Here is a 25059-nt window from a genome sequence, read left to right on the forward strand (position 1 = left end):
CACGCACGGCCAGGCCCTCATCCTGTTCGTACACCCACAGCATCGCGAAGTCGTCGACGAGCTGCGCAACGCCTCCCGCCCATTGGACTAGTGCGGTCGGCCGGGGTCATCACCGCGGCCGCGCAGCTCGTCAACGAGCTGGCGGTGCGCCGTGTGCAGGAACAGCACTGGGCGGCCGCTGCGCCCACTGTGGAGGTAACTGTCGGCGGTGAGCGCATCGGTGAACACGACTTCAAGCTGCGGCTGCTCGTGCAGCAGTCGCCGCACTTGTTCGGCCACCCGCTCAGTCATCGAAACTCCCCCCAGAGCTTCCGGGAGCGTATCGGACACGTCCGCACCGCGGCGCGGGCGGATCGCTATCGCGCGATCAGGTGGCGACGCCGCCGGCCCCTCGCGACGAGCTGCACGACGATCAGCCCGGCAATCATCGGGACGGCGAACAGGCCGGCCCCGATCAAGATGTTCTCGACCGTCAGCAGCTCGAACAGGGACGGGAACCGGCCCTCCTGGTGGGCGGCCTCGAACAGGCGAGTGAGAAACCAGCCGAGCACTACTAGCCCGCCGATCACCACTCCCGCGTAGGCAGCAATCCAGGCGGGGTGCCCCTGGGGCAGCTCGTCGATCGCTTTGTCCTTCATGTGATCCATCCTCTCTCGATCCTCTGACATTCGGTCAGGCCCGACTAGGTGCGCGCCTGCGGTTTCATCGAACACATGTTCGAATAGCGGTAGTCTCATCCTGGCCGGGGAGGAGTCGGCCATCGGGAGCAATAAGCGATACGCGGATCACTACGACCGTCTGATGAATGAGCGCATCTTGGAACAGACGGTGGTGAGTGCTGGCCCGTTGCAGTCGCTCACGCCGGAGGAGCTGCGGCTGGACTCCGAACCGTTGACGATCGACCCTCGACCCAAGCCGGTGCGAGCTTGGGTGCGGTTCGGGCCGAAGCCTCTGCTCGTCGACGCGGTAGCGGTGCGGTGGACGGCGGATGCCGTCGGCGTGGTGTTCTCGATCCGCGAGACGGAGTATCGCGCGTGGGTCTGGGCGTCTGCGGTGACTCCAGTGCAGCGGACGCCGTAGCCCTACCTGGTGACTTCGGCCGTCTCGATCGAGTCGCGATCGGCGTCGTAGAGGAGCCAGGTCGAGTCGTTCCACTGGTTGCGGTAGACGATGCCGCGGGGCGAGTCGCTGAGCGCGTGCCAGGTCGCGCCCGCCGCGTACTCCTCGACCCATGCGGCTACAAGCAACTCGGCTGCTGCGCGATCCTCGGGGGTTCCGCTCTCGGTAGCGCGCACGTGCGCGGCCCACACCGGGCGCGCGTCGGCCAGCTTGCGCTCATCGCGGCGCAGCTCGTTGATGAGGGCCGGGAGGCATCCGCACTCTTCCTCGGCGTCGTGGTGGTAGCCGATGCATCGGTCATCCGGGCATCCGCATTCATCGCCGCGCCACTCGGCCGCGGAGGCATAGCCGTGGCGCTGCGCCCACTGGCGCGAGGTCAGCCCTGCGAGCTGCAAAGTTTCTCGAGCGGCATAGTTCAGCCTCGTCATGTCATCACTCCCCTATCGGTCGGTCGAGAGCTTCGTAGATGCGCCACCACTCGGCCTCGTACTCGACGGGCGAAAGATCGGCACCGTCGAGAGCATCCAACTGTGCGCCTACAACCTCGAACAGACTCGTATCAGACATTCCGCCGCGGTGCGCGTGAACGCGTACGATACGAACCCTTGCGGCATCCCGTCGAGTGCCGAGCATGAGGGCGACGTAGCCGATCGCAAGCAGCGCCAGTGCGAGCGCGGTCCCGGGCCACCAACCGCCGAGTGCGGTACCGGCGGCGAGGATCAGCGTGCCCATGATGACGCCGCTCCACGAGTTCACGAGCTGTCGCAAGTGAACGAGACGGCGAGCTGTGGTGGTCATACCGGGCGGGTAGACGTGGATGGCAGCCGTCAAGCTACCCTGCATCCTGGCGATGTGCTCCGGTGTGACGCTCACCGATCCCCAGCGTGCCTGAATCCCTGTGCGGGTCGTCAGCGCTGCGGATACCGGAGGACGCCGTAGCGGCCGCCTGGCGGTCATGGTCATCACTCCCCCATCGGTCGACCGACGGTGAGCACGCCCGGGCCGACGGGCTCGAACGGCTTCCCCTCGTTGTACTGAGTTTCCAGTCGCTCGACCTTCTCCATGATTGCCTCGTTGGCGAACTTCGACAGGTTGGTCATGCCGACGTGGCGCATGTAGGCAACGATCGCGCCGCGCATCCGGGCGGAGTCGTCGGGGTGCTGGTAGATCGTGATCTTCGGGGGCTTGCCGGGCTTCTCCCCCTTCTCAGCGGCGCTCAGCGGCTCTGTGGCGCTCTTGGCCGCCGGGGCGGGCGTAGTGGAGGCGGGAGCCACTGCGGGGGCCTCCTGGGCGGCCTCCGGGGCCGTGGGGTGATCGAACGGGCTCGCGCTCGACAGGCTCGACTTGCGGGGGGTGGGACGGTTCATGAGGGATCTCCTTCGATAGCTGCCAGGTGCTCGGCGTAGATCGCTCCGAGCGCGGTTGCCTCGGCACTCCCCCACTCGTCGAGGCCGCGCGCGGCCTCGGTGGCGTCTGCGATCACGACGCGCTTGGGGATGGGTCGACCGATCAGGCGCAGCCCGCGGCCCTCGGCGGCCGCGCGGAGCTCGTCGAGCCAGGCGGCCCCGCCGACGGTGCGTTCTTCGTGCTGGTTGACGATGATTCCGGCGACGCTCAGTCCGGGGTTGTAGTACCGCTGGACGTTGCCGATCGTGTCGAGGAGCTGCCCGAGTCCGTCAAGGCTCCACTTCTTGGTGTGGGTGACGATCACGGCCGCGTCGGCGGCCGTGAGGGCGTTGATCGTGAGCTGGTCGAGGGATGGCGCGGAGTCGATCAGGATCAGGTCGTAGTCCTCGATCACCTGGGCCAGCGCTTCGCGCAGCCGAACCTCTCGGCCGGCGCCGGCTATGACGAGTTCATCCCGGACGTTCCCGAGCGTGGCCCCGGACGTCGGCACGACGTCGAGGCCGGGCCACAGTCCCGGCACGATGACGTCGCGCATGGTGTCGTCGGCGCGGGTACTCAGGACGTCGGCCAGGCCCGCCTGCTCGGCGTCGACCTCCTCGGCCGTGATGTTGCTCGTGAGGTTGCCCTGCGGGTCGTTGTCGACGGCCAGCACGCGGCGACCAGCGAGCACCGCGGCGCGGGCGAGCTGGAATAACGTCGTGCTCTTGCCGACGCCGCCCTTCTGGTTGCAGAGGGCGAGGATTCGAGCGGTCATAAGAAAATACCTCCGTTGACGGGAACAACTCTAATACAGCTATTGACGGTGATGCGGGATGCTCAGTGACGCAGCCAGAAGTCGTCGGGGATCGTGGTCGGCTGCACGAGCCACAGGATCGCGGCGCACACGCCCAGAATCGCGGCGATGCCCCACAGGCAGAATTCGGTCTTGGTCATGCTCGCGTGCCTCTCTCTCGACGTCACGACGGGGAGGGGCAGCCCTGCGGCCGCCCCTCCCCCAGTCGGTCAGAACGGGGTGTCGTCGCCCTGGTCGGCGGTGGGCTTGCCGACGACGCGGACGCTCTGCCCGCGCAGACTGACCGCGACCTCATCGGCTCGGACCTCGTGCTGCAAGCGGGTGCCCTGCTCGCCCTTGTACTCGGTGACGCGGTAGCGGCCCGAGAACGTCACGCGGACGTTGCCCGACTGCTCCGCGACCTCGACGAGGTTCACGGCCTGGTTGCCGCTCACGGCGACGTCGTAGGCGACGGTGGGACCGTCGGTGTAGCTGTTGTCCTCCTGGCGGATGCGGTCGCTGACAAGGACGCGGGCGTAGGTGTACGGGCCGTTATCCCCCTCGCGGAGGGTGGGCGTCGCGGCCAGGTTGCCGGTGCGGGTGATGTAGCTCATGGGTTCTTCTCCTTCGGTCGGTATTACAGGTGTTGCCGCTAATAGTGTTATTCTGCCGGGTCGAATGCTTCGCGCTCAACCTCCAATCTGCGGCCGTCCATCTGCGACGGGTACAGCACCAGCTCGATAGGGCTCGTGGGGTCGGGGTTCTGCAAGCGGACGCCCTGCACGGGCGAACCGGCGGTAATCGTCCCCAGCTCGGACACGACGCGGCGGGGCGGGTTGTAGGGGCGGCCGTCCCAGCTCTTGATCCGATCACCGAATCGCAGATCGGCAAGCCGGGTAACGGTGATGGTCTGAGTGGTCATGCTGTCCTCCTCGGTAATAACTCTATTGTAGTAAATGACTCTATTATGGTCAAGCCTTTTCGGCTTCTCCGCGCAGCAGCTCGGCCACCTTCTGGGCCAGCAGCCAACGGCGATCGGCGGCCGCGCGATCCTCGGCGGTGTAGTCGCCGTAGCTCGCCTGGTGCTCGAAGTCCTCGCGGCCTCGGCGGGCCATGTCCAGCAGCTCGTCGATGCCTGCGCACAGCTCGGCGTCGACCGGGACGACGCGCCCGCCGCCGTCGACGACCAGGCTCAGGGGCTCGGCCATCCCCGCGACGTGCATCGCGTAGCCGTCGCCCTCGCGCTCGACGTAGGCCGTCAGCACGGTTGCCGATTCGTCGTTGTCGAAGTCGACCCGGCCGTAGCTGTCGGGGTCATCCCCGAGCGGCCAGAGCTGCGGCTCTAGGCGGGTGCCTCGGTCATACGGGGTCAGCTTGCGAGCGTTCATGGTTCCTCCTTGGGTAGGTATTACCAGTATAAGCGGTAATAGAGTTATTTACTACGGGTGTCAGGCGGCAAAGTGAGCGGCTACCCGCTCGATGTGGTCGGGTCGGAGGTCGCACCAATGATCGTCATCGTCGACGACGACAACGGGGGCCACGGTGTAGCCCAGCTCCTCGGTGACGTACTCGCGCGCGTCGGGGTTCTCGGTGATGTTCACCTCGACGTAGGGGACGCCCTTGCTGTCGAGCATCATCTTCGTCATGCGGCACTTCCCACACTGCGGGCCGGTCGTGTAGACGGTTAGCGCTTCCATTTGGTAATCCTCCCACCCCTCGTTTTTTTGCCGTGAAGGCGAATTCATTCGCCGCTAGGGAGGGCGGCCGGAGTGCTAGTGACCGTGGAATACCGGACTGAGCGCAGCGAGGGAGGATATGCCGCGAAAGCACTAGCGCGCAGGTTGGCCGACCGTACGCTGCCGAAGGCTTCACGGCAAAAGAACGGGCCGACAGGCCCCTGCAGTCGGCCGGCTCCGTCCGGCCGTCCGTTAGCCGGCGCCGGCTCCGTCCGGCGTCGGCCGCTGTAGAGGCTCCCCGCCGCGCGGTCTGGGGGGCGACGTGGCGGCGGGGAGCGGGTGCCGGGGCTGCGTGTCTCGCTGGGGGACGCGGACTAGGCCGCCGACGCGACCCACCCTATTGCGTTGGGCCGCGTAGCGGTATTGGAGTTATTGCCGGTGTTCGGTGTAGAGCGTGACGATTCGGGCGGCGACGTTCCACACGTCGTCGGGGGATACCTCGTCGAGGAGGATCGTTCGCGTTCCGCCGTCGAGGTCGATCCACCAGACCGGGCGCACGGTGTCGGCGTCGATCCCGGCCCGGTGTGCGGCGAGGTCTGATGACGGGTCGACGGGGCCGAAGTAGAGCTGAGGGGCCCAGCTATCCGCGCCCATGTCGGTGTAGAGCGTCGTGGGGAAGGGGAGGAGTCGGGCGAGGTCGTCGAGGAGGGCGGCGACGTCGGTTTCTGTGAGGGTGTGCACGGGGGTTCTCCTGTCTGGTCGGGGTGGTCAGTCGGCGGCGAGGTCGTAGCCGCCGAAGGGGGATCGGGATTCGACGTGTCGGCCGCCGTGCGGCCCTCGGATGGTGCGGACGGGGGAGCCGGGGCGCTGCCACTCGGCGGGGTAGTTGGCCGCGCACCACTTGGCGGCGGCGGCTCGTGCCTTCTTCTCGTCGGTGGCCGCTGCGGCGGGGCGGGGCATGATCGGGAGTGATCGCCAGCCGGGCAGGGCGTGGTCGTGCCACGCCTCTACGGCGTCGTTCTCGCGCTCGCTGATGACGTGCCAGGCGCAGCCGGGGCACACGGCCTGATAGCGACCGCCGCCGGGGAGCGGGTCGGCGCTGTGGTCGTGGTCGGCCTCTTTGCACCAGGCGTCGGCGTAGAACATGTGCAGCTCGTGGCCGTCGGCGGTCGCTGCGCGCTCGCCCTGGTTGTAGCTGTTGCGGTGCCACATGTGGGAGCGGGGGATGCATCCGAAGCCGCCGAACTCGGCGCGGTAGCGGTCGAATGCTGCATCCAGCTCGGCGGGGCTGTAGTAGCTGGTCGTGTAGGCCAGGGGCGCGCCGTCCCATGCGGTGGCGGCGACGGCCTCGCGCTCGAACTCGGCCAGGTCGAACAGGGTTTCCGCGGTCATCGTTTCTTCTCCTCTGACGGTCTTGACGGCAATAGAGTTATTGCCGCTCAGGCGGCTACGGCCTCGGGCTGCTCGGTGAGCGCGTCGGCCAGGGCGTGAGCTGCGCGCAGCACGTTTGCCGCGGTGGCCTTGATCGTCTCGGCGTCGCAGTTGCTCCACCCGGCGACGTATCCGACGCTGTAGGCGCTGGTGTCGAGTCCGAGAATCCCGGCGACGACGTAGGCGACGCTCTCGGCCTCGGTTTCCTTGGTGCCGCGGTGCTCGACGTACTCGGCGTGATCTTCGTCCGCGTGCAGGATGACGTGCGCGGCCTCGTGAAGTCCGGTCTTTGCAGCCTGGGCGGGGGAGAGGTCGGAATCGAGCACGACGCGACGGCCCTCGGGGTCGGTGTAGCCGTGTGCACCGCCGGGGATGCTCTCGCGCTCGACGGTCCAGCCCTTGCCGGTGAGGTAGTCGGCCACGGCGTCGAAGATGCCCGCGGGGTCGTCTCCGGTCAGCGGCCGCGCGATGTCGGTCGGGTCGCCCGCCTCGGGGTCGATGAGGTCGGTCTGTCCCATGTCGAACACGGACACCGGGAAGAACAGCGTTCGGCGCTGCTCCTCGTCCTCGCCGGTCTTGGGGTTCTCGACCGTCTCGCGCACGTCGCGGCCGCCGAAGATACGGATTCCGCGCTCACCCTTGCGCACCTGGCGGTTGAGCTTCTGCCACGTCCGGTAACCGGCGACGTGGGACGCCTCGGGGCACTGGCCGAAGATCAACAACAGGTTGTTGATGCTGTAGCGGTGGAATGCCTTCGTGAAGTCCAGGAACCGCGCCCACGCCTCCGACTCGCGCAGCGCCTCGACCTGCTCCGCGATCGTGGCTTGCAGCTCCTCGGCCTCGGCGCGACGCTGCTCGGGGGTCTTGGTGGTCTTGACGTTGCGTGCCATGTTCGGAACCTTCCGTGCCGGTAATAGGGTTATTTCTCTGCTCATCCCCTCCACGTTTTTTTGCCGTGAAGGCGGTTTACCGCCGCTAGGGAGGATGCCCGGAGCTCAACCCGTAGGGCGGTGGGGGAGAGAGTTTCGGCGCGAAATAAGGGAGCGCAGCGACCGCGTGCCGAAAGTCTCGGAGGAGCCGGCGGCGCAGCCGCTTGGGTGGAGGGTTGACGACCGTATGCTGCCGAAGGCTTCACGGCAAAAGAACGGGCCGTAGGCCCTGACTGTGCCGGCACCGCCGGCTCGACCAGCGAGCCCCTGGGCTCGCCTCCGCGCAGCGGATCGGCTCTACGCGACGCGGCGCTGCGGGGTGTCGAGCTGCTTCACGGCTGGCCCGTCGCAGTACCGGCACCGGACGCCGACGGTCATCCCGTGGGAGCAATAGCCGGGGTCGATCCACTCGCCGTCGGCGTCGACGTCGGCGGGGGTCTCGTCGACAACGGTTCTCGAGCGGAGATCTCCGTCGGCGTCGCGCTCGTAGGGGCGCACGGCCGTTCCCTCGCGCTCCTCGATGATGATCCGTCGAGCTGCGGCGTAGTCCAGCCGGCCATCGGCTCGGCGCGGGTGCGGGCCGTAGGCGTGGGTGCCGTCGTCGGGGACGAGGGAGAGTTGACCGCGGCTCGGTCGACTTCGAGCATCGGGTCGACGGGGTGCGTGCATCCACGCTTCCTCGGCCTTCCACCAGGCCCATGCTTCGCGCTCGACGCGGTAGCGGTCTACGCGGGCGTCGAGTCGGCCGGCGACTCCGGCGCGCTCGGCGGCCGCGTCGGGGGAGTGGGCGTCGACGCGGTGCCATCCGTCCCGGCTGCGCTCGACGATGCCGGCGTAGGTGAGGCGGTCGAGGAGTCGACGGGTTCGGAGAGGATCGGCGCCGATGGTGGGGGAGAGTTCGTCGAGGGTGCGAGCTGTGGAATCGATTCGTGCGTAGAGGTTCCCGGCCAGGTGTCCGAGCGCGGGGCGGGTAGCGGTGAACAGGTCATGTGCGGCATCCGTCGTTCGTGTGCGCAGCGTTGCGAGGAGCGTAGTTCTCTCAGCGGCCCCGGCCCCAGGGGGGCGCGGGTCCGCTTGTGACCGGGCATGATCCGTGTTGCTGTGGAGAGTGCTCTGCGGGTCGATCGTCCAGTGAGCGGCGCGGGGGCCGTCGGCGGCCGCGGTCTGGGCGATCCATCCGTCCTCTGCGAGGCGCAGCAGCGCCGTCCTGGCCGTCTCGCGGCCGACCCCGGCCAACAGGGCCAGGCGGCGGGTGTCGGCCTCCACGGAGGCGCTGAGGGCGTGCAGGGCGAGGAAGCTCAGCACGTCGAGGATGCGGCGATCGGCGGGGCCGCCTCCGCGGGTCCAGCGGCCGGCGGCCGCGTCGGCGCGGAGCTGCACGTCGCGGACGTGCGCGGCCATCGCGTCGGCGCGGCGGTCGAACGTGGGATCGTCCCCGATCTGGCGGTCACTCGCGGCGACGTAGCGCACGGCCTTGTTCCACTGTCGGCCGAGCACGGCGGCCTGCTCGCCTCGGGGGCGAGCTGCGCGGCCGCGGGTGGTGACGCGGCTGCGGACGTGCTCTAGGCCGGGCTCGGTGTCGACGAGGGCGGCGACGTCGGCGTGCCGCCACCTGGCGGCCGCTGCGCCGATCAGGACGCGCCAGAGCGTCGCTGAGGCGTCGATGGGTGTCTCTCGGAGAGCTGCGGAGCTGTTGGCGGGGAGCTGGCGGCGTGGGCCGGCCAGGTGCAGGCGGCCGTGGGAGTCGAGAGGGAGCGGTGAGCGGGGGTCGATGGGCCGTGCGGGCTCGGTGTCGTCGACGAGGCCGGCGACGAGGCTCACGAGCGCGCGGACCTGTGCCGCGGTGGCCGTGGGGGCGCGCAGCGCGTCCAGGTCGCCGCTGAGGACCGTGGAGTGCCCGCCGGCACGGTGGGGCGCTCCTGGTGGCCGCACACAGCCGGTTACGGCGTTGCTGAGCGGCGACAGGTCGAGGGTGGGGCACAGGTGCTTGGTGAGGCGGGCGAGGGTGGCGACGGTTTCAGCGTCGACGGACTCGCCTAAGCCGACCCACAGGTGCCGGCCGCCGGTCGGCCCGGACTCGCAGAGGACGTAGGGCAGGCCGACGTCGCGGAGGAGGCCGCCGAGCACGTCGGCGTCGCGAGCTGCGGCCGCGGGGTCGCCGTGGGCGTCGAGGTCGAACGCGAGGAGACGGAATCGCTTGTCGGGGCCGGCGAGGTAGACAGCCCACGGGCGCTCAGGAGCGGCCGTGCCGATCGCGCGATCCCGGTAGTCGTTCAGGACGGTGCCATAGGCGTCGACGACGGCCACGCGCACGCGCGGCCGCGGGCTCACTGCTGTGGTGAGTGCCCACGACTCGCTGAAAACGCGATATCGCTTTTGAGGAGCGCGCGCTATGATGGCACCACCTTTCGACTTCGGTCGCTGGGTACAGCGAAGGTCCGGTTCCTTACCGGCTTTTTCTGGAACTGCCTTGATCTACCAGGTCGCCAAACTCAGAGGATCAGGCACTTAGCTTCGGCCCCCCGTCTCGTAGAGGCGGGGGGTTCGCTCGTTCTATGCGGCTTTCGAGGTTGCCTCCTTGGCCGTGTTCAGCTCGGGGATCGGCAGCTCTGCTGCGCGATCGCGCGGGCGCGGCGGTGCGTACTGGGGCATTCCCAGTGCGTCGGCCGCGAGCATCACCAGGTACTCGCCATAGGAGAGTCCGGCGGCATCTGCGTTCTGCTTCAAGATCGCGCCGAACTCTACGGGGGGCTTCGCCAGAATGGCGTCGCGACGTCCCTTGCTCGGCCTTCCGTTCTGAGTACCCATGCGCGCCAGTCTCTCGGTTTTCCTTAACACAAAGGGGAGGACACGCCGACGGCCACAGGTGTAGTTCACTGCGCCCGCTCGATGGTGCACTCAACGTCCCCCAGAAGGATCGTCGATCCCTCCGGGATCGTGGTGGGCTGGCCGGGGGTGAGCCACCGCGGCGGGGTCGACTGCAGTTCGATGCCGTTCGCGGAATCGAGGTCGGTCACGACGATGTGACCGGCGTCGTCGACGGCGATCGTCGCGTGTGTGCGCGAGAGCATCCGGCCCGGTGTGGCGATGCTGAGGGGTTCGTGGCCGGCGATCGGCTCGGGGTTGCGGCCGATGACCACGCGGGGGCCAGCGGAGACGCTGCGCTGCGTGTTGAAGGCCAGGCGCAGCGCTGGGCGGGCCGGTGTCGCGCGACGGGTAAGGCGGGTCTGCTCGACGTCGTGCAGCTCGTCGAGCGCGCGGAGCTCAATGGGATTCGGGCGCGTGATCGGCGCGGCCGCGGGCGGCGGCGTAACGGCGTTCGGTTCGGCCAGGGGGGCGACCTCGACGCGCAGCGGCTCGTCGACGGCGCACTGCACGCACGTCGTCGACGTCACCGGCTGTAGGCGGCGACAGATTCGGCATCGGCCCTCGTCGATGCTGAGGCCGTCAGCGGCCGGGATCGTGCCGTCGGCGCCGACGAGCTGCACGTAGCCCTCGGGGCGTACGGCGAGGGCGTGGGTACGGCCGTCCTCGGTGACGTCGAGGCGGATCGGCCGGCGTAGCTGCGTGGCGATCGCCACGGCGCGCGCGATCATGCCCGTGCGCAGCGCGGCGACGGACTCGGCCGCGCACGCGCGCCGTTGTCCGTTGACCGTGAGCGTCCCTGTGCCGTCGGCTGTGACCTCGGCGGCGAGCCGGGGCCACTCGGGGACGCGGTGGAGCCCTGGGACGGGCTGTGTGGCGTTCACAGCCCGCGTGCGACCGCCGCGCCGGCTGCCAGCCATGCTCGCTGGGTGTCGGGGCGCAGGGAGCCGAAGCGCAGCACGCCGTCGACCATTGCGGGGTCGTGGGGGACGGTGACGGCTTCACGGGCGAGCGAGCGGTAGCCGTCGGCTACTCGCGCCAGCTCGGCCGGGGTCGACTTGGGGTCGGCCTGGTTGACGATCACCACGGCGTCGCGGGCCAGCTCGGCCGATCCGGCGTCGCGCTCTGCGAGAGCTTCGAGGAGGAGCGCGCCGGCCTCGGCGTGGTCGTCGCGGGTGGTGGTGGCGACCACGAGCTGGTCGGTGTGGTCGATCATGCGCAGCCACATCGGGTCGGACTCGTCGTTACCGGAGTCGATGAAGATCAGGCGGTAATACTTCGCGGCCACGGCGTGGATCGCGTCGACGTCGCTCGGCTCCACGCGCTGTTCGTGGGCGAGGGCCATCGGCTTGCTGCGCAGCACGTCGAACCGGTCGCGGGTCTGGTGGTGCACGAAGTGGGCGAGGTCGGCCGACTGCGCCCCCGTGCTGAGGAGGCGGTCGACCTGGGGCAGGAGGTCGAGCAACGTCGCCTCGTGCGGCCCCTGCTCGGTGCGCCAGCCGAGCGTGCCGCGGGTCTGGTTGTTGTCCCACGTCAGCACGCCCGCGCCGCCGTGGCGGGCGAACACGGCCGCGAGGAGGACGGTGGTCGGGGTCTTGCCCGCACCGCCCTTGCCGTTCACGACGGCGATCGTGCGGGGGCCAGGCCAGTGCTGCGAGACGGCGAGGACGTCGGAGCGCTCGGCGCGCTCGGAGTCGCTGGGGCTCATGCGGATCCCGAAGCGGGTCAAGGTACCGCGCCATCCCTGGGTCGCTGGCTCCTCGATCTGCTCCTGCGTGAGGAACGACTGCCGCGCCTCGCGGCGGCTCGGGTACTCGGGGGCTGGCACCGGGGCCTGACGCACCCATGCGTTGCCGTCCGGGGCTGCCTGGGCGGGAGCGACCGGCGCGGGAGCGACCGGCGCGGCCGCGGGAGCGGGCACGCTGTCGATCGGCGCGGGTGCCGGTTCCGGCTCGGGCTCGGGCTCCTCGACGGGCGCGGGGTTCGCCGGCAGGCTGTCGTCGGCCTCCACGCTGCCGTCGGGGTGGACGATCAGCGGCCACTCCCCGTCGGGGCCGGTCGTGGTCACACGGACGGGGCGCTGCATCTTCCCGGCCGTCTCAGCGACGCGAGCGAGGATCGCCGCGCGAGCATCCTCGAGAGTGGTCGTCTCGATCGGGTATGACGTCCCGTTGATCGTGACCTCTCCCGATCCGTTCGCGTGGGTGCGCGCCTCGATCTTGGGGAACGTGGGTACTTCGATGCCGCTCATGGTCGTCTCCTGATCTACTGTCCGAGCTGGATTCCGACCTCAGCCATGAAGGGGGCTGGGTCGATGTTTTCGCCGTTCACCTGCACCTCGAAGTGCAGGTGGCATCCGGTGGACTGTCCGCTGCTGCCGACGCGGGCGATCTGCTGACCGCCGGTCACCTTGTCGCCAACCTGGACGAGCATCCCGGAGTCGTACATGTGCAGGTAGCGGGTGGTGACGCCGCCGCCGTGGTCGATCGCGATGACGCCGTTTCCGCCGCTGTCGAAGCCGCGGAACGTCACGACACCGGACTGAGCGGCCCAGATCGGGCCATCGCAGCCGCCGCCGGCAAGGTCGGTGCCGGCGTGGAGTCGCCACACGTTGTCGATCGGGTGCAGGCGCATCCCGTAGGGGTCGGTGATCGGGCCAGCGCCGGGCGAGGCCCAGCCCTGGGCGTTGACGCTGCCGGGAACGCCGGGCTCGCACTTGCCGCCGCTGGCGCTGCCGTCGCCGGGGTTCAGGCCGGTGGTCTTGCCAGAGAGCCCTTCGACGATCTGCACCGCGCCATCCCAGAACTGGGTGTAGTGGTACGGGTCGGCGTTGACCTGCGTGCGGTGGGCGACGATGGTCGGTTCCAGCGACTCGCGGTCGGGAACCTTCGCGACCATCGCCTGGAAGAACTTCGTCGACGAGATGTAGGGGTCTAGCCGCTCCTCGCGGGTGCCCCATCCGTCCTGCTGCTGAAACAGGCCGATCGAGGTCGTGCGGGTGCCGTCGGGGTTGGTGACGCCGCCGGTTTCCCAGTCGCCGTAGTCGATGTTTCGGAGGCTGGATTCGCCCATCGCGGTCATGACGCCGATGGTCTGATCGCGGACGTTCAACCCCTGGTCGGCGCCGGCCTTCATGACGTTGGCGGCGTTCACAAGCTGCTCGTGGCCATAGCCGGCGATTTCGGTCTGAGGCACCGAGTCGGGGTTGACCGAGACGCTCGATCCGCCGCCTCCGGCAGTCGGCCCGCACTCGTCGTCGCCCATCAGCATCAAGCCGAACAGCGACCCCATGACGAGGAGCGGGACGGCGGCGATCGCGTAGACGCCGCTGCCCTTGGGGCCGGCCATTAGTTCACGCCCTCGGGGAGGATGAATCGGGAGGCGAGCCACGGCGAGTCAGCGTCGGCGCGGCTGAGCACGACGCCGTAGGTGCCGGCGTTGGTGGGGACGTCGACGAACGCGACGTAGGCGCTGGTGTCGTCGGTGATGACGGCGGGACCGGTAACGCTCGTCGCGACGATGCGCGCCGGGTCCATGTATGCGTAGTCCTGGGTCGCTTTGCCGTCCAGGAGCGGCTGCAAGCCGGCCCACCACTGTTCGAACGGAAGATCCGGGCGCGCGTAGGCGGTCATCACAGCCACGGCGGCCGTGGTGGCGCTCTCGCGCGATTCGTCATCCCACGTCGGCACGGGACGCGGGCCGTGCGTCTCTCCGCTGTCGGCGTCGATCGCGCCCGTGGGCGCGGGGGTGAACTGGTCGAGGTCGGGATAGATCGGGCCGGAGCTGCTGGCGCTGGGGGTCGGCGCGGGCGCATCGTTCGGGGCAGTGCAGGCGGTCAGGGTCGCCGCGGTGACGACGACGAGTAGTGCCGGCCCGATCTTCCGCATGTCAGTCTCCTTGGATGATTTCCGGCCGGATGACGAGGACGGGGCCGGTGTCCCGCTTCTTGTTGGCACCCTTCCGCAGGGTGTCTTTCAGCTCGTCACGGATGACGAACCACGTTGTGCCGATCTTGTAGCCGGGGATCAGTCCGTCTTTGAGCCAGGCGTAGACGCTCTTCGCTGACACCCCGAGCCGTTCCGCGACCTCTGTCGCGCCCAGCGTCGGCGGGCTCTGGTCGAATAGGCGGTCGACCGCGTCTCGATCGTCGTCGTTGCTCATCGGGATTCCTCCTGGTGGGGCCACGCGACCAGCATACTCATTCGGGAGGATAAGTACAGGTTTGGGATCATTCGGGTTGATCCTTCCATCTTTGGGGGGTTCGGGGTTAGTGTTTCCCTGTAAGGGTGAATCTCACTGTACCTAGGGGGGCAAGATGAGCGAACCGCTCAACCCGTGGCTTTCCCGGCCAACGACACCGCCACCTACGCAAGCTGCGCCCGTGGCCTCCGTGCCCGATGCGTTCGGTCCTGTGGCTCCGCAGCGGGGCATTCCTGCCCCGGATCGCGTCGACCAGCTCCCGATCCACGACCGCGGCACGACCGCCGCGCTCTGGTGGGTGGGGGCGCACGGCGGCTCGGGAGAGTCGACGCTGGCAGCTCTCATGCCGGGGTCACAAGCGGCCGGCCACGCCTGGCCGCGCACGCCCTCTCCTACGCCCGCGCGAACGGTGCTCGTCGCACGCGGTGACGCTCGGGGACTGCGCGCCGCGCAGGACGCGATGCGTCAGTGGGCGGCGGGCCTCGTGCCCTCGGTTGAAGTCTTGGGCCTGGTCGTCATGGCTGACGCACCTGGTCGTGTACCTCGTTCGCTGCGCGACCTCTTGCAGGTCGTCAGCGGAGGCGTCCCGCGCACCTGGACGGTGCCGTGGGTCGAAGCATGGCGTGTGGGGGAGCCGCCGGCTCTCGCATCTTCTCCGCGTGAAGTTCAGCGACTTGTCGACGAACTGACCGCACTCCTCGGTGCCGCCGGCACCACGAACTGAAAGGCAGACACATGTCCGTTATCGACGTGTTCCACGCGGCGGCCGACACCGCCGTTCACATCGCCGGCGTCATCCCCGACCCCGACCCGGTACAGCCTCCCGGCACCGAAGGGGTGACGACGATCCTCTCCTGGTTGAAGTGGATCGGCTACGTCGTCGTCGGTGGCGCAATCATCGTCGGCGGCATCCTCATCGCCGTCAGCTTCCGTCGTGGTGAAGGCCACGACGCCCTGCCGAAGATCCTCTGGCCGATGGCCGGAGCGATCGTGATCGGCGGTGGTGCCGCTCTCGTCGGCATCCTCGCCAACGCCTGAGAGGAGCCGTCATGGCTGAGGACGACACCCAGCAGAACCCCTTCACCCGCCCCGGCTTCATCGTCGGGGCGGTGGTGGTGGCCGCGCTCATCGTGACGGCCATCGTCTTGACGGTTCTCAACCTGAACCGCGGGAACGAGGCCGGCCCGCCCGCGCCCGATCCGTCGTCCAGCGCCACGACGAGCGCCGCCCCAACCCCGGAGCCTTCCGGGGTTGCGGGCGGCGCTAGTGTCTGTGGCCTGGAAGGCGAGAAGCTGTCGGGCAAGGTCACCACCGCGCCTGCCGCCGAATGGGCCTTCATCCGTACGGTGGCCTACCCGACGTCGACGACGTACGGTCCTGCCGACACAGGCGCAGAGGGCTACCCGATGTGCTTCCAGCACTCCCCGGAGGGAGCGCTGTTCGCGGCCGCGACCGCTCTCGCGGTGCCTGCCGACTCCGAGCTGGTGAAGCCGTGGATCGAGTACGCCCTGAGTGAGGGGCAGTTCCGCGATTCGGTGCTGTCACAGGTCGGCACCACGTCCGACTCGTCGGGCGTGCGCCTTCAGGTGGTCGGCTTCCGCGTTCTCTCCTACGACGGCGAGAACGCCCGCGTCGACCTCGCTGTGCGTGGCTCCTCTGAGGGGACCACCGTCACAGCTTCAACCGTCTACGAGCTGGTATGGGAGGACGGCGATTGGAAGATCAACGCCAACGTCTCTACGCCGTTCGATTTCGCGACGATCCCCGACACGTCGGGATACATCCCCTGGGGGGCATGACATGGCTTGCGGTATCACCGACCCACTCGCCTGCGTAGGCGATGCCGTCAACAACGCTGTGGGCGACGCGATCGAGAACATGGCGAATGCCGTTCTCGAAGCGTTCGGTAAGGCGGTGGCGTCGCTCGGCACCCTCTGGGTGAACGTGGGGACGCCGAACCTCACCGGGACAGGTGGCGGCTCGTCGATCGCGGCCGGCACGACGGCTCCGAACTCGGACGGCATCATTACGGTGCTCGGCTGGGTGACCTGGATCGCGATCGCCTTCGCTGCTATCTCGATCATCTTGCTTGGGGCGCTCATCGCAACGCGGATGCGTAACGGTGAGGGCTTCCAAGCCGCTGGGCGGATGGGAATCGTGCTCGGCGCGATCTTCCTCATCAGCGGCGCAACGGCGCTCGTGTCGGGCCTCCTGCCGAACGGGCCACAGGGTGCAGGCGGCACTGTGCTGTTTCTGCAGTCGTCGCTCTGGTGGTACATGGGTGCGGCCGCGGTGGTGTCCGTCATCATCGGCGGCGTTCGGATGGCGTGGGAGCAGCGCGCCGAGCCGGGCAAGGACACGATCAAGAGTCTGTTGACTCTGATCGTCGTCGCGGGTGCCGGCGTGACGATCGTCGGCCTGTTGGTGTCGGCGTTCGACTCGTTCTCCGTGTGGATTCTGAACGGCGCGCTGAACTGCGACGTCGGCACGGATACGGCCTGCTTCGGCAACAACATCGCGACGTTGCTCGCCCTGACGACCAACCCCGCAACCGGTGGCCTCGGGGCGCTCCTCATCATCATCCTGGGGCTGATCGCGATCCTTGCGACCGCGTTCCAAATCGTGCTGATGATCGCGCGTGGCGGCATGCTCGTCATCCTGACGGGCATCCTGCCGCTGTCGGCTGCGGCCACCAACACCGAAATGGGTAAGGGCTGGTTCAAGAAGAACGTGGGGTGGCTCGTCGCCTTCATCCTCTACAAGCCGGCGGCCGCGATCGTCTACGCCGCGGCGTTCCAGCTCGCGGGAACGAACGTGTTCCAGGACGACGGGACGGGATTCATAGCCGTGCTCACGGGCCTCATTCTGATGGTGCTCGCGCTGTTCGCGATGCCCGCTCTGATGCGATTCGTGACCCCGCTCGTCGGGGCCATGTCCGCGGGTGCCGGCGGCGCGCTGGGCGTCGCAGCTCTCGCCTCCCTCCCGACGGGGGCGGCCTCGATGGGTCGCCTCGCCACAGGCTCGGGCGGCGGCTCGTCGGGCGGGGCCGGGTCGACCGGCTCGTCTGGCTCCACGGGCTCTACCGGCCCGTCTGGGGCGAACGGTGGCGGTCAGTCTGCCCCGCAAGCTGCGCAGGCGTCTAGCGGCGCTGGTGGCGGCGGTGGGGCCACGACAGGGGCCGCGGCGTCCTCGGGTGCTGCTGGTGGCGGCACGGGCGCTGCTGCGGCGTCTGCGGGCGGTGGAGCCGCCGCGGGTGGCGCTGCGGCCGGTGGAGCTGCTGCCGGTGGTGGAGCTGCTGCGGGTGCAGCGGCCGGCGCCGCTGGTGGGCCGATCGGTATGGCGGCCGGCGTCGCGATCGGCGCGGCGAAAGAAGCAGGACAGGCGGCCGCTGGGGCCGCCCGAGACATTGGGAACCAGGCAACAGGTGAAGGGAGCGGGAGCTGATGACAACCGCAGAGACAAGCCGTAGGGGCGTCCGCACCTACGGGAACTGGCGTCAGCCGACGTCGCCGGGCCTCCTCGGCCTCGGCACGGTCGGCACGGGTCTGATGTTCGTTGCGCTGCTGATCGTGATCGTCGTCCTGATGACGACGAACATCCTCAACGCCTTCATCACGGCCGCCGTGTTCGGCGGTCTGATCCTGCTGTTGACGATCCGCGACGGCGACGGGCGCAGCGTGCTCTCCCGTACCGCGAATCGCGTCGCGTGGACGTCGACGAAGCGGCGTAAGGCGAACATCTACCGCTCCGGCCCGCTGGGTCGTTCCGATTGGGGAACGAATCAGCTCCCCGGCCTCGGTGCGCAGACTCAGCTCTCCGAGCATGAGGACTCGTACGCGCGGCCGTTCGCGATGATCTACTCACCGCACGCCAAGACGTATTCGATCGTGATTGGCACTGAGCCTGACGGCGCAGCGCTGGTCGACCAGGAGCAAGTCGACCTGTGGGTGGCCGACTGGGGTCACTGGCTGCGCAACCTCGGTGATGAGCCGAACATGGAGGCGGCCGCGGTGACGATCGAGACGGCTCCCGACTCGGGTCGCCGGCTGCGACGCGAGGTCGAGACGAATACCGACCCCGACGGCCCGGACTTCGCCAAGGCGATGCTGGGTGAGGTTGTACTGAGCTACCCGGCGGGGTCGTCGACGGTGAAGGCGTACGTCTCGCTGACGTTCGCCGCTGCGCCACGGAAGGGCGCAAAGCCCCGGAAGCCCGACGAAATGGCCCGCGAGCTCGCGGCTCGTCTGCCCGGTCTGACGGCCGGGTTGCAGGCGACCGGCGCGGGTGCAGCGCACCCGCTGTCGGCCCAAGAGCTGTGCGAGACGATCCGGGTCGCCTACGACCCGGCGGCTGCGACGCTGATCGACGACGCGCACGCGGACGGCGATGTGCCCGACCTGCGGTGGAGCGACGTCGGCCCGACGGCTGCTCAGGCCGGATGGGACGGCTACCGTCACGACTCGGCCAAGTCGGTCACCTGGGCGATGACGCAAGCGCCCCGCGGGCTCGTGCAGTCGGGCGTGCTCGCTCGCCTGCTGGCTCCGCACCGGGATATTGCCCGTAAGCGCGTGACGCTGCTCTACAAGCCGATCGACCCGGCGCGGGCGGCGACGCTCGTGCAGTCGGACGTGCGAGCTGCGGAGTTCAAGGCCACGTCGAACAACAAGCCGGCGGCTCGCGACACGCTCGCGCTGCGATCGGCTCAGGCGACGGAATCTGAGGAGGCGTCGGGCGCGGGTCTGGTGAACTTCGGAATCCTCGTCACCGCGACGGTGATCGACCCAGCCAAGGAGGCCGACGCGCGCGCCGCGGTCGACAACCTGGGCGCGACAGCTCGTCTCCGACTGCGACCGGTCTACGGCTCGCAGGACAGCGCCTTTGCCGCCGCGCTGCCTCTGGGCCTCGTGCTGAGCAAGCACGTCGCCGTCCCCGCGGCATTGAAGGAGCGTGTGTGATGACCCCTGATCAGATTGCCCTTGCCGTGCTCGGCGGCCTCGTCCTCGTCGTCATCGTGGGCGCGCTGCTATTCGTGCGCAGCGGGCGGAAGAACGCCGACGCTGGCTCGTCGACGTCGGCCGGGTCGCTGTCCTCTCGCGGATGGAGCGGCCCCGGCGGCGGCATGTCGAACTTCATCCAGCCCCCGGCTGAGTGGCGCGGCACGACGTTGCAAGTGTGCGGTCTGTGGCCGTACGCGATCGGTGCCGGCACGCCGATGGTGGGCGTCCCGCTGGGCCGCCACATTCACACCGGGGCGACGCTCTGCTGCGACCCGATTTCGTGGTTCCAGCGCGCGAAGCTCATCAGCAACCCGTCGCTGTTCGTGCTCGGCAAGCCCGGCCTCGGGAAGTCGACCGCCGTCGCCCGGATGGCGATCGGCCTCGCCGGCTACGGCGTGCAGCCGCTCGTCCTGGGCGACCTTCGACCCGACTACGTGGAGGTCATTCGCGCGCTCGGCGGCCAGGTCATCACCCTCGGCCGTGGCCGCGGGCACCTGAACGTGCTCGACCCCGGCGAGGCGAAGGACGCCGCGAAGCGGCTCACTGAGGCCGGTTTCCCGAAGGAGGCCGGCGAGGTCTTGGAAGACGCCCACGGCCGCCGCCTGGCTATGGTGTCGTCCCTGCTGACGATCCTCCGCAAGTCCGCTCCGAGCGACGTCGAGGAATCCATCGTCGACCAGGCGCTGCGCTACCTCGATCGGAACTTCGACGGCGTGCCGGTGCTGGGCGACCTGCTGAACGTCGTGCAGCAAGGACCGGAGGAGCTGCGCCAGGTGGCCGTCGACCGCGGCGACTTTGCCGAGTATCAGCGGATCACGCGCGGGCTGGAAGCGTCGCTTATCAGCCTCTCCCGCGGTGGCCGCCTGGGCGAAATGTTCTCCAAGCCGACCGACAACCCGATGCGCCTCGACCGCCCGGTGGTCTACGACATTTCGGCCATCGGTGAGGCTGAGGGCGATCTGCGCGCGGCGACCCTGCTCGCCTGCTGGTCGAACGGATTCGCGACGGTGAACATCGCGAACGTCCTCGCGGATGCCGGCCTGGAACCGCGCCGGCACTACTTCGTCATCATGGACGAGCTGTGGCGCGCGCTGCGCGCCGGTAACGGCATCGTCGATCGCGTCGACTTCCTCACCCGCCTGAACCGTCAGGTGGGTGTCGGCACGGCCATGATTTCGCACACGATGGCCGACCTGAGCGCCCTCCCAGAGGAGGACCGGTTGAAGGCGAAGGGCTTCGTCGAGCGCGCCGGCATGGTGATGTGCGCGGGCCTGCCCTACACGGAAATGCCGGAGCTGACGACGGTCATCCCGTTCTCGGAGGCCGAGCAAGAGCTTCTGACCGGCTGGCAGGACCCGCCCGCCTGGGATGCCGCGTCGGGCCGCGAGGTCGACCCTCCCGGCCGCGGGAAGTTCCTCGTCAAGGTCGGCACTCGGCCGGGTATCCCGGTCGAGGTTCGATTGACGGAGGCTGAGCGCTCGATCCGCGACACGAATCAGCGGTGGTACGAACAGTCCCGCACCGGACGGCGCGCGCTGCACGTCGTCGAGGAGCTGGTCGAGGAGCACGAGGAGCGGGTGTCGTCATGACCACTCCGAACAACCGCCGCCGCGATCCCGGCGGCTTCGGCGCGGAGACGATGATGCTGCTCGTCGGCATCGGCGGCGTGGTCGCGGCGATCGTTGTCCTCAACGTCGCGGTGCGCCTCGGCCATCAGATCGACGGAACGGGTGTCGAGCTGCCGAGCGACCCGTTCGCGTTCACGCTCGGCGTCGTCATGGGGCGGGTGCCGTGGCCGGCATCCGCGACGTGGATCGTCATCGTCCTGTTGGCGGTCGTCCTCGCGCTCGTGGTGCTCGCGATCATCGGCGTTGTCCGCTACCGGAAGGGGCGGACTCGCGTCGACCGGGCCAGCTCGTACATGGGCCGGGGGAAGGACGTCGAGGGTCTGAGCAAGCGCAACGCGCAGGCTCAGGCGACCCGCCTCGGCGTGACCGGCTCCCTCGGTGTGCCGATCGGTAAGACGCTCGGTCAGATGCCGCTCTACGGCACCTGGGAGGACATGCACATTGACATCTGGGGGCCTCGCACCGGTAAGACGACCTCTCGGGCGGTGCCGGCCATCCTGGAAGCCCCTGGGGGCGTTCTCGTGACGTCGAACAAGCGCGATGTGGTCGACGCGACGCGCGACGTGCGAGCGGAGGCCGGCCCGGTCTGGGTGTTCGATCCCCAGGGGATCGCGCTCGAGAACCCTACGTGGTGGTGGAACCCGCTCAGCTACGTCACCGACGAGGTGCGCGCGGCCAAGCTGGCCGATCACTTCGCGTCCGGTTCACGCGACCCCGGAGCCAAGACGGATGCCTACTTCGACCCCGCGGGGCAGGATCTCCTTGCGGGCCTCCTGCTCGCGGCCGCGCTCGACTCGCGGCCGATCACGGACGTCTACGGGTGGCTGACGCGCCCCACGGAGGAGGAGCCGATCGGCATCCTCCGTCGCGGTGGGTACGACCTGACGGCCGACCAGGTGCGCGGTGTCATCACCGCCCCGGAGAAGCAGCGCGGCGGCATCTACGGCACGGCGCAGCAAATGGCGTCGTGCCTGACCAACCGCCAGGTGGCCGCGTGGGTGAACCCGCAGGGTGAGCCCGATCTGCGCCCGCAGTTCGACCCGGCCGCGTTCGTGCGTGACGGCGGCACGCTGTACTCGCTCTCCAAGGAAGGCCGCGGAACCGCCGGCCCGCTCGTGACGGCGCTGACGGTCGCCGTGGTGGAGGCCGCGGAGGAGCTGGCCGCCGGGTCTGCCGGCGGCCGCCTGTCGGTGCCTCTCCTGGGCGTCCTCGACGAGGCCGCGAACGTGTGCCGGTGGCGCGAGCTGCCGAACCTCTACAGCCACTACGGCTCGCGCGGAATCGTGCTGATGACCATCCTGCAGTCGTGGTCGCAGGGCGTCGACGTGTGGGGTGATTCGGGCATGCGGAAGCTGTGGAGCGCCTCGAACGTGAAGGTCTACGGCGGCGGTGTCTCCGAAGATGCGTTCCTGGAAAGCCTCTCCAAGCTGATCGGTGACTACGACCGCCAGGCGTCGTCGGTGTCCTCCGGTCGTGGCGGGCGCAGCGTGAATCAGCAGCTCCACCGTGAGCGCATCCTGGACGTGGCCGACCTGGCCGCGATGCCGAAGGGTCGCGCCGTGGTGCTCTCGTCGGGGAACCGCCCGACGCTGATTCGCACGCAGCCGTGGATGACCGGCCCGCACGCCGAGAAGGTCAAGGCGTCGATCGCAGCTCACGACCCGCAGGCGTCGCGGACGATCATCGAGGCGCAGGAGTCGGTGCGTGAGGTCGCGGCCGCCGTCGACGGGAACGGGGCGGCCTGATGAGCGACAACTGGGGCGACGCTCCCGCTGACGAGGGGATCGAGGCGGAACCGTTCGAGCTGGACGAGGGCGACGAGCCCGACCCGCGCGACGTCCCCGACGACGCCGAGCTGCCGGAGCTGCCGGAGCGCGAGCCCGGCCGGCTGTTCGGGATCGACATTGCCGACGTCGCGACGAACCTCGCGGCCCCGGCGATTCGCGCCGTGGTGCAGAAGGCCATCACCGCGGCGGTGAAGGATGCCGTCGCGGCCGAGGTCGACGAGGCGCTGGACCCCTCAGTGATCGAGGAGCTGCAAGCGCAGGCGGCCACGGCCGCCCGTCGTGCGGTCACCGCGGCGATGGATGCCCTCGACGAGGAGGAGCCGGCCGACGAGGAGCCGGCGCTGTACTACGGCTCGGTCGACGAGTTCGTGCGCGAGTACCTGGTGAAGAACTACCGTCGCCGCGTCGACGGGGAGCGCAGCGTGTGGGCGGCCGACTGGTGGAACTACCCGGAGGCCGTGATTCGGCTCGACGCTCTGTGGCGGGCGTGGGAGCATCTGCGCCTGGACCCGACGACGGGCATGAGCGTCTGGTTCCGCGATCACGCCGAGCACCACATGAGCGTCCTGCTCGACCCTCACGGCCCGTTCGCGGCCGCCGGGGCTGGTGATGGCCGGGTGAACACGAACGACGATCAGAAGGGCGCTGAGCTGCCGTACACAGCACCCCCGGAGGGTTTGTACCCGGACCTGCGCGAGGAGCCGCCTACGGGCGTCTGAGCGCACAACGAGAGAGGGACCGGCCCAGTGGGTCGGTCCCTCTCTCGTGCGCTCAGACGGCTGCTCAGGCAGTCTTGGCGACGGTCCGCGCGTCGGGGTCTTTCCCGAACCGGCGAATGTAGGCCTGTCGGAGTTCTTGGAGCTGCGCCCGCTCGCGATCGCTGATCGGCTCGGCTTTGCCAGCCGCGATCCGACGCTGCAAGCTGCTTGCCTTCTTCGTCACTTCACCCACGGTAGCCACCTCCATCTACTACTAGTTTCCGCCGATACGGGCTCGCTGTCTACGCCGCTCGCGTCCTGCAAGTTCTGCATCGTGCGGTAGATCATCTTGCCCTCCGTCTCGGTCGCTTCGTCGAACAGCGCCACCAGGGCGTCGTTCGCGACTTCGCGGTCAGTCTGATTGTCAGAACCAGCTTGCCCGAGCGCCCATTCCGCCCGCTTCCACCATTGCTCGCGTGCGGCGTTCTCGCGCGCGATCAGTGTCGACCGGTAGGCCGGGTAGAAAGCGACCGCGGCCGCGCCGATGGCGAACAGGCCCGCCATCGGCGGGCCTGACCAGAACGCGCGCCAAAATGCGTCGTCCGCGAACGGTGGGAGGAGGCTACGCGCGCCGAACCCGACGGCCGCCGCGACGACTCCGACGCTAACGAGCTGCGCGATGCGCCTCCCGCGGACGCTCATCGACCAATCTCAGTGCGCTGCACCTTCGACGAGCGCGACCGATTCGGCCGCGCCTTGGTGCTCTGTAGCTGCTGCGCCTTGACCGCCTCGGTGGCCGGCTTGCCCTGGCTGACGTCGGCGGCCATCTTCGCGCTGACGGCCTCCTTGGCCACGCCGCGCTGTTCGAGCTTGTCGGCGTCGCGCTCGCGCCGCTCGGACGAGTCGTACAGCGGCTCGGCCTTCTCGCGGGTGGCCTCGGCGCGGTTCTGCTCGCGCTCGGCCTGCACCTGTGCCTGCTCGCGCTCTCCCTCGTCGGGAGTGGTGTCGGCGGTGTCGCGGGACGCCTCGGCCGCGCGGTCAGCTTCGTCGGCCTGGCGCGAGAGTGCGACCGCTTCGGCCTGCTCGGTGGCGCTGCGCTGACGCTCGGTGTCGGACTGCCGGCGCAGCTGCTCAGCCTCGACGGCCGCCTGGACGGCCGCGGGATCGGCGCCGGTGTTGTCGACGTCGACGCCGTAGCGCGTGCGGAGCTCGTCGCGGATGCGGCCCTCCGCGCGCTGCGCCTCGGGGTCTTCCGTGCCCCACGCGCGCGCCGTGGTGAGTGCGGCGCCGATCTGCTGCGGCGTCGCCTTGTCCCACCAATCGGAGCGGTACACACCACCCAGCTCGACGCGAGCTGCGCGCTTCTCTGCCTCGAACCGTGACGACAGTTCGCGGGCCGCCTGCTCGCTCTGCGCCTGCGCTCGTCGCGCCGCTTCCTCGCGGCCACGGGCGAACGCTTCGCCTACGCGGCCCGCCGCGGTGACGGCGATGCGGAGCTGCCCTTCGAATGCTTCCTCGATGCCGTCGCTCTCATCGGCCATGATCTGACT

At 69.1% G+C, this 25059-nt stretch carries 32 protein-coding genes; 9 read left to right on the plus strand and 23 right to left on the minus strand.

What is annotated here, in order from left to right:
* Positions 1-87: 87 nt before the first annotated feature.
* Together ABT08_RS03315 and ABT08_RS03320 are read right to left on the minus strand one after the other, a co-directional pair.
* Positions 88-291 (minus strand): chemotaxis protein CheY, encoded by a 204-nt coding sequence (locus tag ABT08_RS03315; RefSeq protein ID WP_288113985.1) that lies wholly within the window; start codon positions 289-291, stop codon positions 88-90.
* Positions 292-356: 65 nt separating this feature from the next.
* Positions 357-638 carry a hypothetical protein gene (locus ABT08_RS03320; RefSeq protein WP_147522574.1) on the minus strand — a complete coding sequence of 94 codons (282 nt, stop codon included), beginning with the start codon at positions 636-638 and terminating at the stop codon, positions 357-359.
* 163 nt (positions 639-801) lie between these two features.
* Here ABT08_RS03320 and ABT08_RS03325 point away from each other — a divergent pair, with 163 nt between their 5' ends.
* Positions 802-1080: a hypothetical protein gene (locus ABT08_RS03325; RefSeq protein WP_251204919.1), complete on the plus strand. Its 279-nt coding sequence runs from the start codon at positions 802-804 to the stop codon at positions 1078-1080.
* A 2-nt stretch (positions 1081-1082) separates the two neighbouring features.
* On the opposite strand, the gene ABT08_RS03330 is transcribed toward ABT08_RS03325, so the two are convergent.
* The 18 genes from ABT08_RS03330 to ABT08_RS03415 all read right to left on the minus strand — a co-directional run bounded on the left by ABT08_RS03330 (position 1083) and on the right by ABT08_RS03415 (position 14360).
* Positions 1083-1547 carry a hypothetical protein gene (locus ABT08_RS03330; protein WP_251204918.1) on the minus strand — a complete coding sequence of 155 codons (465 nt, stop codon included), beginning with the start codon at positions 1545-1547 and terminating at the stop codon, positions 1083-1085.
* Between the two features lie 4 nt (positions 1548-1551).
* Positions 1552-2082, minus strand: a complete 531-nt coding sequence (locus ABT08_RS03335; RefSeq protein WP_251204917.1) for a DUF6611 family protein — start codon at positions 2080-2082, stop codon at positions 1552-1554.
* On the minus strand, positions 2082-2486 hold the full coding sequence (locus ABT08_RS03340) for a ParB family protein (RefSeq protein WP_251204916.1): 405 nt from the start codon (positions 2484-2486) through the stop codon (positions 2082-2084). The genes ABT08_RS03335 and ABT08_RS03340 overlap by 1 nt, the downstream gene beginning before the upstream one ends.
* Positions 2483-3280 carry a ParA family protein gene (locus ABT08_RS03345; RefSeq protein WP_071644694.1) on the minus strand — a complete coding sequence of 266 codons (798 nt, stop codon included), beginning with the start codon at positions 3278-3280 and terminating at the stop codon, positions 2483-2485. The genes ABT08_RS03340 and ABT08_RS03345 overlap by 4 nt, the downstream gene beginning before the upstream one ends.
* A 248-nt stretch (positions 3281-3528) precedes the next feature.
* Entirely contained in the window at positions 3529-3912 is a 384-nt protein-coding gene (locus tag ABT08_RS03350; protein WP_288113991.1) for a single-stranded DNA-binding protein, read from the minus strand.
* A 47-nt stretch (positions 3913-3959) separates the two neighbouring features.
* Positions 3960-4220 (minus strand): hypothetical protein, encoded by a 261-nt coding sequence (locus ABT08_RS03355; protein ID WP_005053822.1) that lies wholly within the window; start codon positions 4218-4220, stop codon positions 3960-3962.
* A 49-nt stretch (positions 4221-4269) separates the two neighbouring features.
* Positions 4270-4686 (minus strand): hypothetical protein, encoded by a 417-nt coding sequence (locus tag ABT08_RS03360; protein ID WP_288113992.1) that lies wholly within the window; start codon positions 4684-4686, stop codon positions 4270-4272.
* 60 nt (positions 4687-4746) lie between these two features.
* Positions 4747-4995 (minus strand): glutaredoxin domain-containing protein, encoded by a 249-nt coding sequence (locus ABT08_RS03365; protein WP_005053817.1) that lies wholly within the window; start codon positions 4993-4995, stop codon positions 4747-4749.
* A gap of 408 nt (positions 4996-5403) precedes the next feature.
* The gene (locus ABT08_RS03370) at positions 5404-5715 is read right to left on the minus strand and encodes a hypothetical protein (protein WP_005053814.1); all 312 of its coding nucleotides are present in this window, start codon (positions 5713-5715) and stop codon (positions 5404-5406) included.
* A gap of 27 nt (positions 5716-5742) precedes the next feature.
* Entirely contained in the window at positions 5743-6366 is a 624-nt protein-coding gene (locus ABT08_RS03375; RefSeq protein ID WP_071643367.1) for a DUF6349 family protein, read from the minus strand.
* 47 nt (positions 6367-6413) lie between these two features.
* Complete coding sequence (locus tag ABT08_RS03380; RefSeq protein WP_005053810.1) at positions 6414-7295, minus strand: ArdC-like ssDNA-binding domain-containing protein; 882 nt, start codon at positions 7293-7295, stop codon at positions 6414-6416.
* A gap of 336 nt (positions 7296-7631) precedes the next feature.
* Positions 7632-9665: a hypothetical protein gene (locus ABT08_RS03385; protein ID WP_288113993.1), complete on the minus strand. Its 2034-nt coding sequence runs from the start codon at positions 9663-9665 to the stop codon at positions 7632-7634.
* A gap of 222 nt (positions 9666-9887) precedes the next feature.
* A complete protein-coding gene (locus ABT08_RS03390) occupies positions 9888-10061 on the minus strand; it encodes a hypothetical protein (RefSeq protein WP_282848691.1) in 174 nt (57 codons plus the stop codon).
* Positions 10062-10207: 146 nt separating this feature from the next.
* Complete coding sequence (locus tag ABT08_RS03395) at positions 10208-11083, minus strand: FHA domain-containing protein (protein WP_175988836.1); 876 nt, start codon at positions 11081-11083, stop codon at positions 10208-10210.
* The gene (locus ABT08_RS03400) at positions 11080-12450 is read right to left on the minus strand and encodes an AAA family ATPase (RefSeq protein ID WP_288113994.1); all 1371 of its coding nucleotides are present in this window, start codon (positions 12448-12450) and stop codon (positions 11080-11082) included. The genes ABT08_RS03395 and ABT08_RS03400 overlap by 4 nt, the downstream gene beginning before the upstream one ends.
* A gap of 14 nt (positions 12451-12464) precedes the next feature.
* Positions 12465-13547 carry a M23 family metallopeptidase gene (locus ABT08_RS03405; protein ID WP_175988871.1) on the minus strand — a complete coding sequence of 361 codons (1083 nt, stop codon included), beginning with the start codon at positions 13545-13547 and terminating at the stop codon, positions 12465-12467.
* Positions 13547-14086, minus strand: coding sequence for a hypothetical protein (locus tag ABT08_RS03410; RefSeq protein WP_288113995.1), 540 nt, complete (start codon positions 14084-14086; stop codon positions 13547-13549). The genes ABT08_RS03405 and ABT08_RS03410 overlap by 1 nt, the downstream gene beginning before the upstream one ends.
* Position 14087: 1 nt before the next feature.
* Complete coding sequence (locus ABT08_RS03415; RefSeq protein WP_071644671.1) at positions 14088-14360, minus strand: helix-turn-helix domain-containing protein; 273 nt, start codon at positions 14358-14360, stop codon at positions 14088-14090.
* Between the two features lie 220 nt (positions 14361-14580).
* Between ABT08_RS03415 and ABT08_RS03420 the strand changes: the two genes are divergently transcribed.
* From ABT08_RS03420 to ABT08_RS03455, 8 genes are read left to right on the plus strand one after another with little or no spacing between them, the layout of a single operon-like run.
* On the plus strand, positions 14581-15123 hold the full coding sequence (locus ABT08_RS03420) for a DUF6668 family protein (RefSeq protein WP_217703003.1): 543 nt from the start codon (positions 14581-14583) through the stop codon (positions 15121-15123).
* Positions 15124-15134: 11 nt separating this feature from the next.
* Positions 15135-15437 carry a hypothetical protein gene (locus ABT08_RS03425; protein WP_005053787.1) on the plus strand — a complete coding sequence of 101 codons (303 nt, stop codon included), beginning with the start codon at positions 15135-15137 and terminating at the stop codon, positions 15435-15437.
* An 11-nt stretch (positions 15438-15448) separates the two neighbouring features.
* On the plus strand, positions 15449-16198 hold the full coding sequence (locus tag ABT08_RS03430) for a DUF8175 domain-containg protein (RefSeq protein ID WP_175988867.1): 750 nt from the start codon (positions 15449-15451) through the stop codon (positions 16196-16198).
* A gap of 1 nt (position 16199) precedes the next feature.
* A complete protein-coding gene (locus tag ABT08_RS03435; RefSeq protein WP_288113997.1) occupies positions 16200-17843 on the plus strand; it encodes a TrbL/VirB6 family protein in 1644 nt (547 codons plus the stop codon).
* Positions 17843-19354 carry an SCO6880 family protein gene (locus ABT08_RS03440; protein ID WP_175988863.1) on the plus strand — a complete coding sequence of 504 codons (1512 nt, stop codon included), beginning with the start codon at positions 17843-17845 and terminating at the stop codon, positions 19352-19354. Before ABT08_RS03435 ends, ABT08_RS03440 begins: the two co-directional genes overlap by 1 nt.
* Entirely contained in the window at positions 19354-20985 is a 1632-nt protein-coding gene (locus tag ABT08_RS03445; RefSeq protein ID WP_175988861.1) for a putative type IV secretion/conjugal transfer ATPase, read from the plus strand. Before ABT08_RS03440 ends, ABT08_RS03445 begins: the two co-directional genes overlap by 1 nt.
* Entirely contained in the window at positions 20982-22769 is a 1788-nt protein-coding gene (locus tag ABT08_RS03450; protein WP_288114000.1) for a type IV secretory system conjugative DNA transfer family protein, read from the plus strand. Before ABT08_RS03445 ends, ABT08_RS03450 begins: the two co-directional genes overlap by 4 nt.
* Positions 22769-23530 carry a DUF4913 domain-containing protein gene (locus tag ABT08_RS03455; RefSeq protein ID WP_288114001.1) on the plus strand — a complete coding sequence of 254 codons (762 nt, stop codon included), beginning with the start codon at positions 22769-22771 and terminating at the stop codon, positions 23528-23530. Before ABT08_RS03450 ends, ABT08_RS03455 begins: the two co-directional genes overlap by 1 nt.
* 64 nt (positions 23531-23594) lie before the next feature.
* Here ABT08_RS03455 and ABT08_RS03460 read toward each other — a convergent pair whose 3' ends face one another.
* Genes ABT08_RS03460 through ABT08_RS03470 form a run of 3 tightly spaced genes read right to left on the minus strand, consistent with a single transcriptional unit; the run spans position 23595 to position 25050 of the window.
* A complete protein-coding gene (locus ABT08_RS03460) occupies positions 23595-23753 on the minus strand; it encodes a hypothetical protein (protein WP_175988855.1) in 159 nt (52 codons plus the stop codon).
* Complete coding sequence (locus ABT08_RS03465; RefSeq protein ID WP_005053881.1) at positions 23750-24211, minus strand: hypothetical protein; 462 nt, start codon at positions 24209-24211, stop codon at positions 23750-23752. The genes ABT08_RS03460 and ABT08_RS03465 overlap by 4 nt, the downstream gene beginning before the upstream one ends.
* Positions 24208-25050, minus strand: coding sequence for a hypothetical protein (locus ABT08_RS03470; protein WP_288114004.1), 843 nt, complete (start codon positions 25048-25050; stop codon positions 24208-24210). Before ABT08_RS03470 ends, ABT08_RS03465 begins: the two co-directional genes overlap by 4 nt.
* Between the last annotated feature and the right edge of the window lie 9 nt (positions 25051-25059).

Origin of the sequence: Microbacterium sp. SCN 71-21, from assembly GCF_001725695.1 — a bacterium.
Lineage (GTDB): Bacteria > Actinomycetota > Actinomycetes > Actinomycetales > Microbacteriaceae > Microbacterium > Microbacterium ginsengisoli.

Bases quoted from the DNA above. Each gene is read 5' to 3' on its own strand.
- ABT08_RS03315 (WP_288113985.1), bottom strand. From the start codon at position 291: ATGACTGAGCGGGTGGCCGAACAAGTGCGGCGACTGCTGCACGAGCAG.
- ABT08_RS03320 (WP_147522574.1), bottom strand. From the start codon at position 638: ATGAAGGACAAAGCGATCGACGAGCTGCCCCAGGGGCACCCCGCCTGG.
- ABT08_RS03325 (WP_251204919.1), top strand. From the start codon at position 802: ATGAATGAGCGCATCTTGGAACAGACGGTGGTGAGTGCTGGCCCGTTG.
- ABT08_RS03330 (WP_251204918.1), bottom strand. From the start codon at position 1,547: ATGACGAGGCTGAACTATGCCGCTCGAGAAACTTTGCAGCTCGCAGGG.
- ABT08_RS03335 (WP_251204917.1), bottom strand. From the start codon at position 2,082: ATGACCATGACCGCCAGGCGGCCGCTACGGCGTCCTCCGGTATCCGCA.
- ABT08_RS03340 (WP_251204916.1), bottom strand. From the start codon at position 2,486: ATGAACCGTCCCACCCCCCGCAAGTCGAGCCTGTCGAGCGCGAGCCCG.
- ABT08_RS03345 (WP_071644694.1), bottom strand. From the start codon at position 3,280: ATGACCGCTCGAATCCTCGCCCTCTGCAACCAGAAGGGCGGCGTCGGC.
- ABT08_RS03350 (WP_288113991.1), bottom strand. From the start codon at position 3,912: ATGAGCTACATCACCCGCACCGGCAACCTGGCCGCGACGCCCACCCTC.
- ABT08_RS03355 (WP_005053822.1), bottom strand. From the start codon at position 4,220: ATGACCACTCAGACCATCACCGTTACCCGGCTTGCCGATCTGCGATTC.
- ABT08_RS03360 (WP_288113992.1), bottom strand. From the start codon at position 4,686: ATGAACGCTCGCAAGCTGACCCCGTATGACCGAGGCACCCGCCTAGAG.
- ABT08_RS03365 (WP_005053817.1), bottom strand. From the start codon at position 4,995: ATGGAAGCGCTAACCGTCTACACGACCGGCCCGCAGTGTGGGAAGTGC.
- ABT08_RS03375 (WP_071643367.1), bottom strand. From the start codon at position 6,366: ATGACCGCGGAAACCCTGTTCGACCTGGCCGAGTTCGAGCGCGAGGCC.
- ABT08_RS03380 (WP_005053810.1), bottom strand. From the start codon at position 7,295: ATGGCACGCAACGTCAAGACCACCAAGACCCCCGAGCAGCGTCGCGCC.
- ABT08_RS03400 (WP_288113994.1), bottom strand. From the start codon at position 12,450: ATGAGCGGCATCGAAGTACCCACGTTCCCCAAGATCGAGGCGCGCACC.
- ABT08_RS03405 (WP_175988871.1), bottom strand. From the start codon at position 13,547: ATGGCCGGCCCCAAGGGCAGCGGCGTCTACGCGATCGCCGCCGTCCCG.
- ABT08_RS03410 (WP_288113995.1), bottom strand. From the start codon at position 14,086: ATGCGGAAGATCGGGCCGGCACTACTCGTCGTCGTCACCGCGGCGACC.
- ABT08_RS03415 (WP_071644671.1), bottom strand. From the start codon at position 14,360: ATGAGCAACGACGACGATCGAGACGCGGTCGACCGCCTATTCGACCAG.
- ABT08_RS03425 (WP_005053787.1), top strand. From the start codon at position 15,135: ATGTCCGTTATCGACGTGTTCCACGCGGCGGCCGACACCGCCGTTCAC.
- ABT08_RS03430 (WP_175988867.1), top strand. From the start codon at position 15,449: ATGGCTGAGGACGACACCCAGCAGAACCCCTTCACCCGCCCCGGCTTC.
- ABT08_RS03435 (WP_288113997.1), top strand. From the start codon at position 16,200: ATGGCTTGCGGTATCACCGACCCACTCGCCTGCGTAGGCGATGCCGTC.
- ABT08_RS03440 (WP_175988863.1), top strand. From the start codon at position 17,843: ATGACAACCGCAGAGACAAGCCGTAGGGGCGTCCGCACCTACGGGAAC.
- ABT08_RS03445 (WP_175988861.1), top strand. From the start codon at position 19,354: ATGACCCCTGATCAGATTGCCCTTGCCGTGCTCGGCGGCCTCGTCCTC.
- ABT08_RS03450 (WP_288114000.1), top strand. From the start codon at position 20,982: ATGACCACTCCGAACAACCGCCGCCGCGATCCCGGCGGCTTCGGCGCG.
- ABT08_RS03455 (WP_288114001.1), top strand. From the start codon at position 22,769: ATGAGCGACAACTGGGGCGACGCTCCCGCTGACGAGGGGATCGAGGCG.
- ABT08_RS03465 (WP_005053881.1), bottom strand. From the start codon at position 24,211: ATGAGCGTCCGCGGGAGGCGCATCGCGCAGCTCGTTAGCGTCGGAGTC.
- ABT08_RS03470 (WP_288114004.1), bottom strand. From the start codon at position 25,050: ATGGCCGATGAGAGCGACGGCATCGAGGAAGCATTCGAAGGGCAGCTC.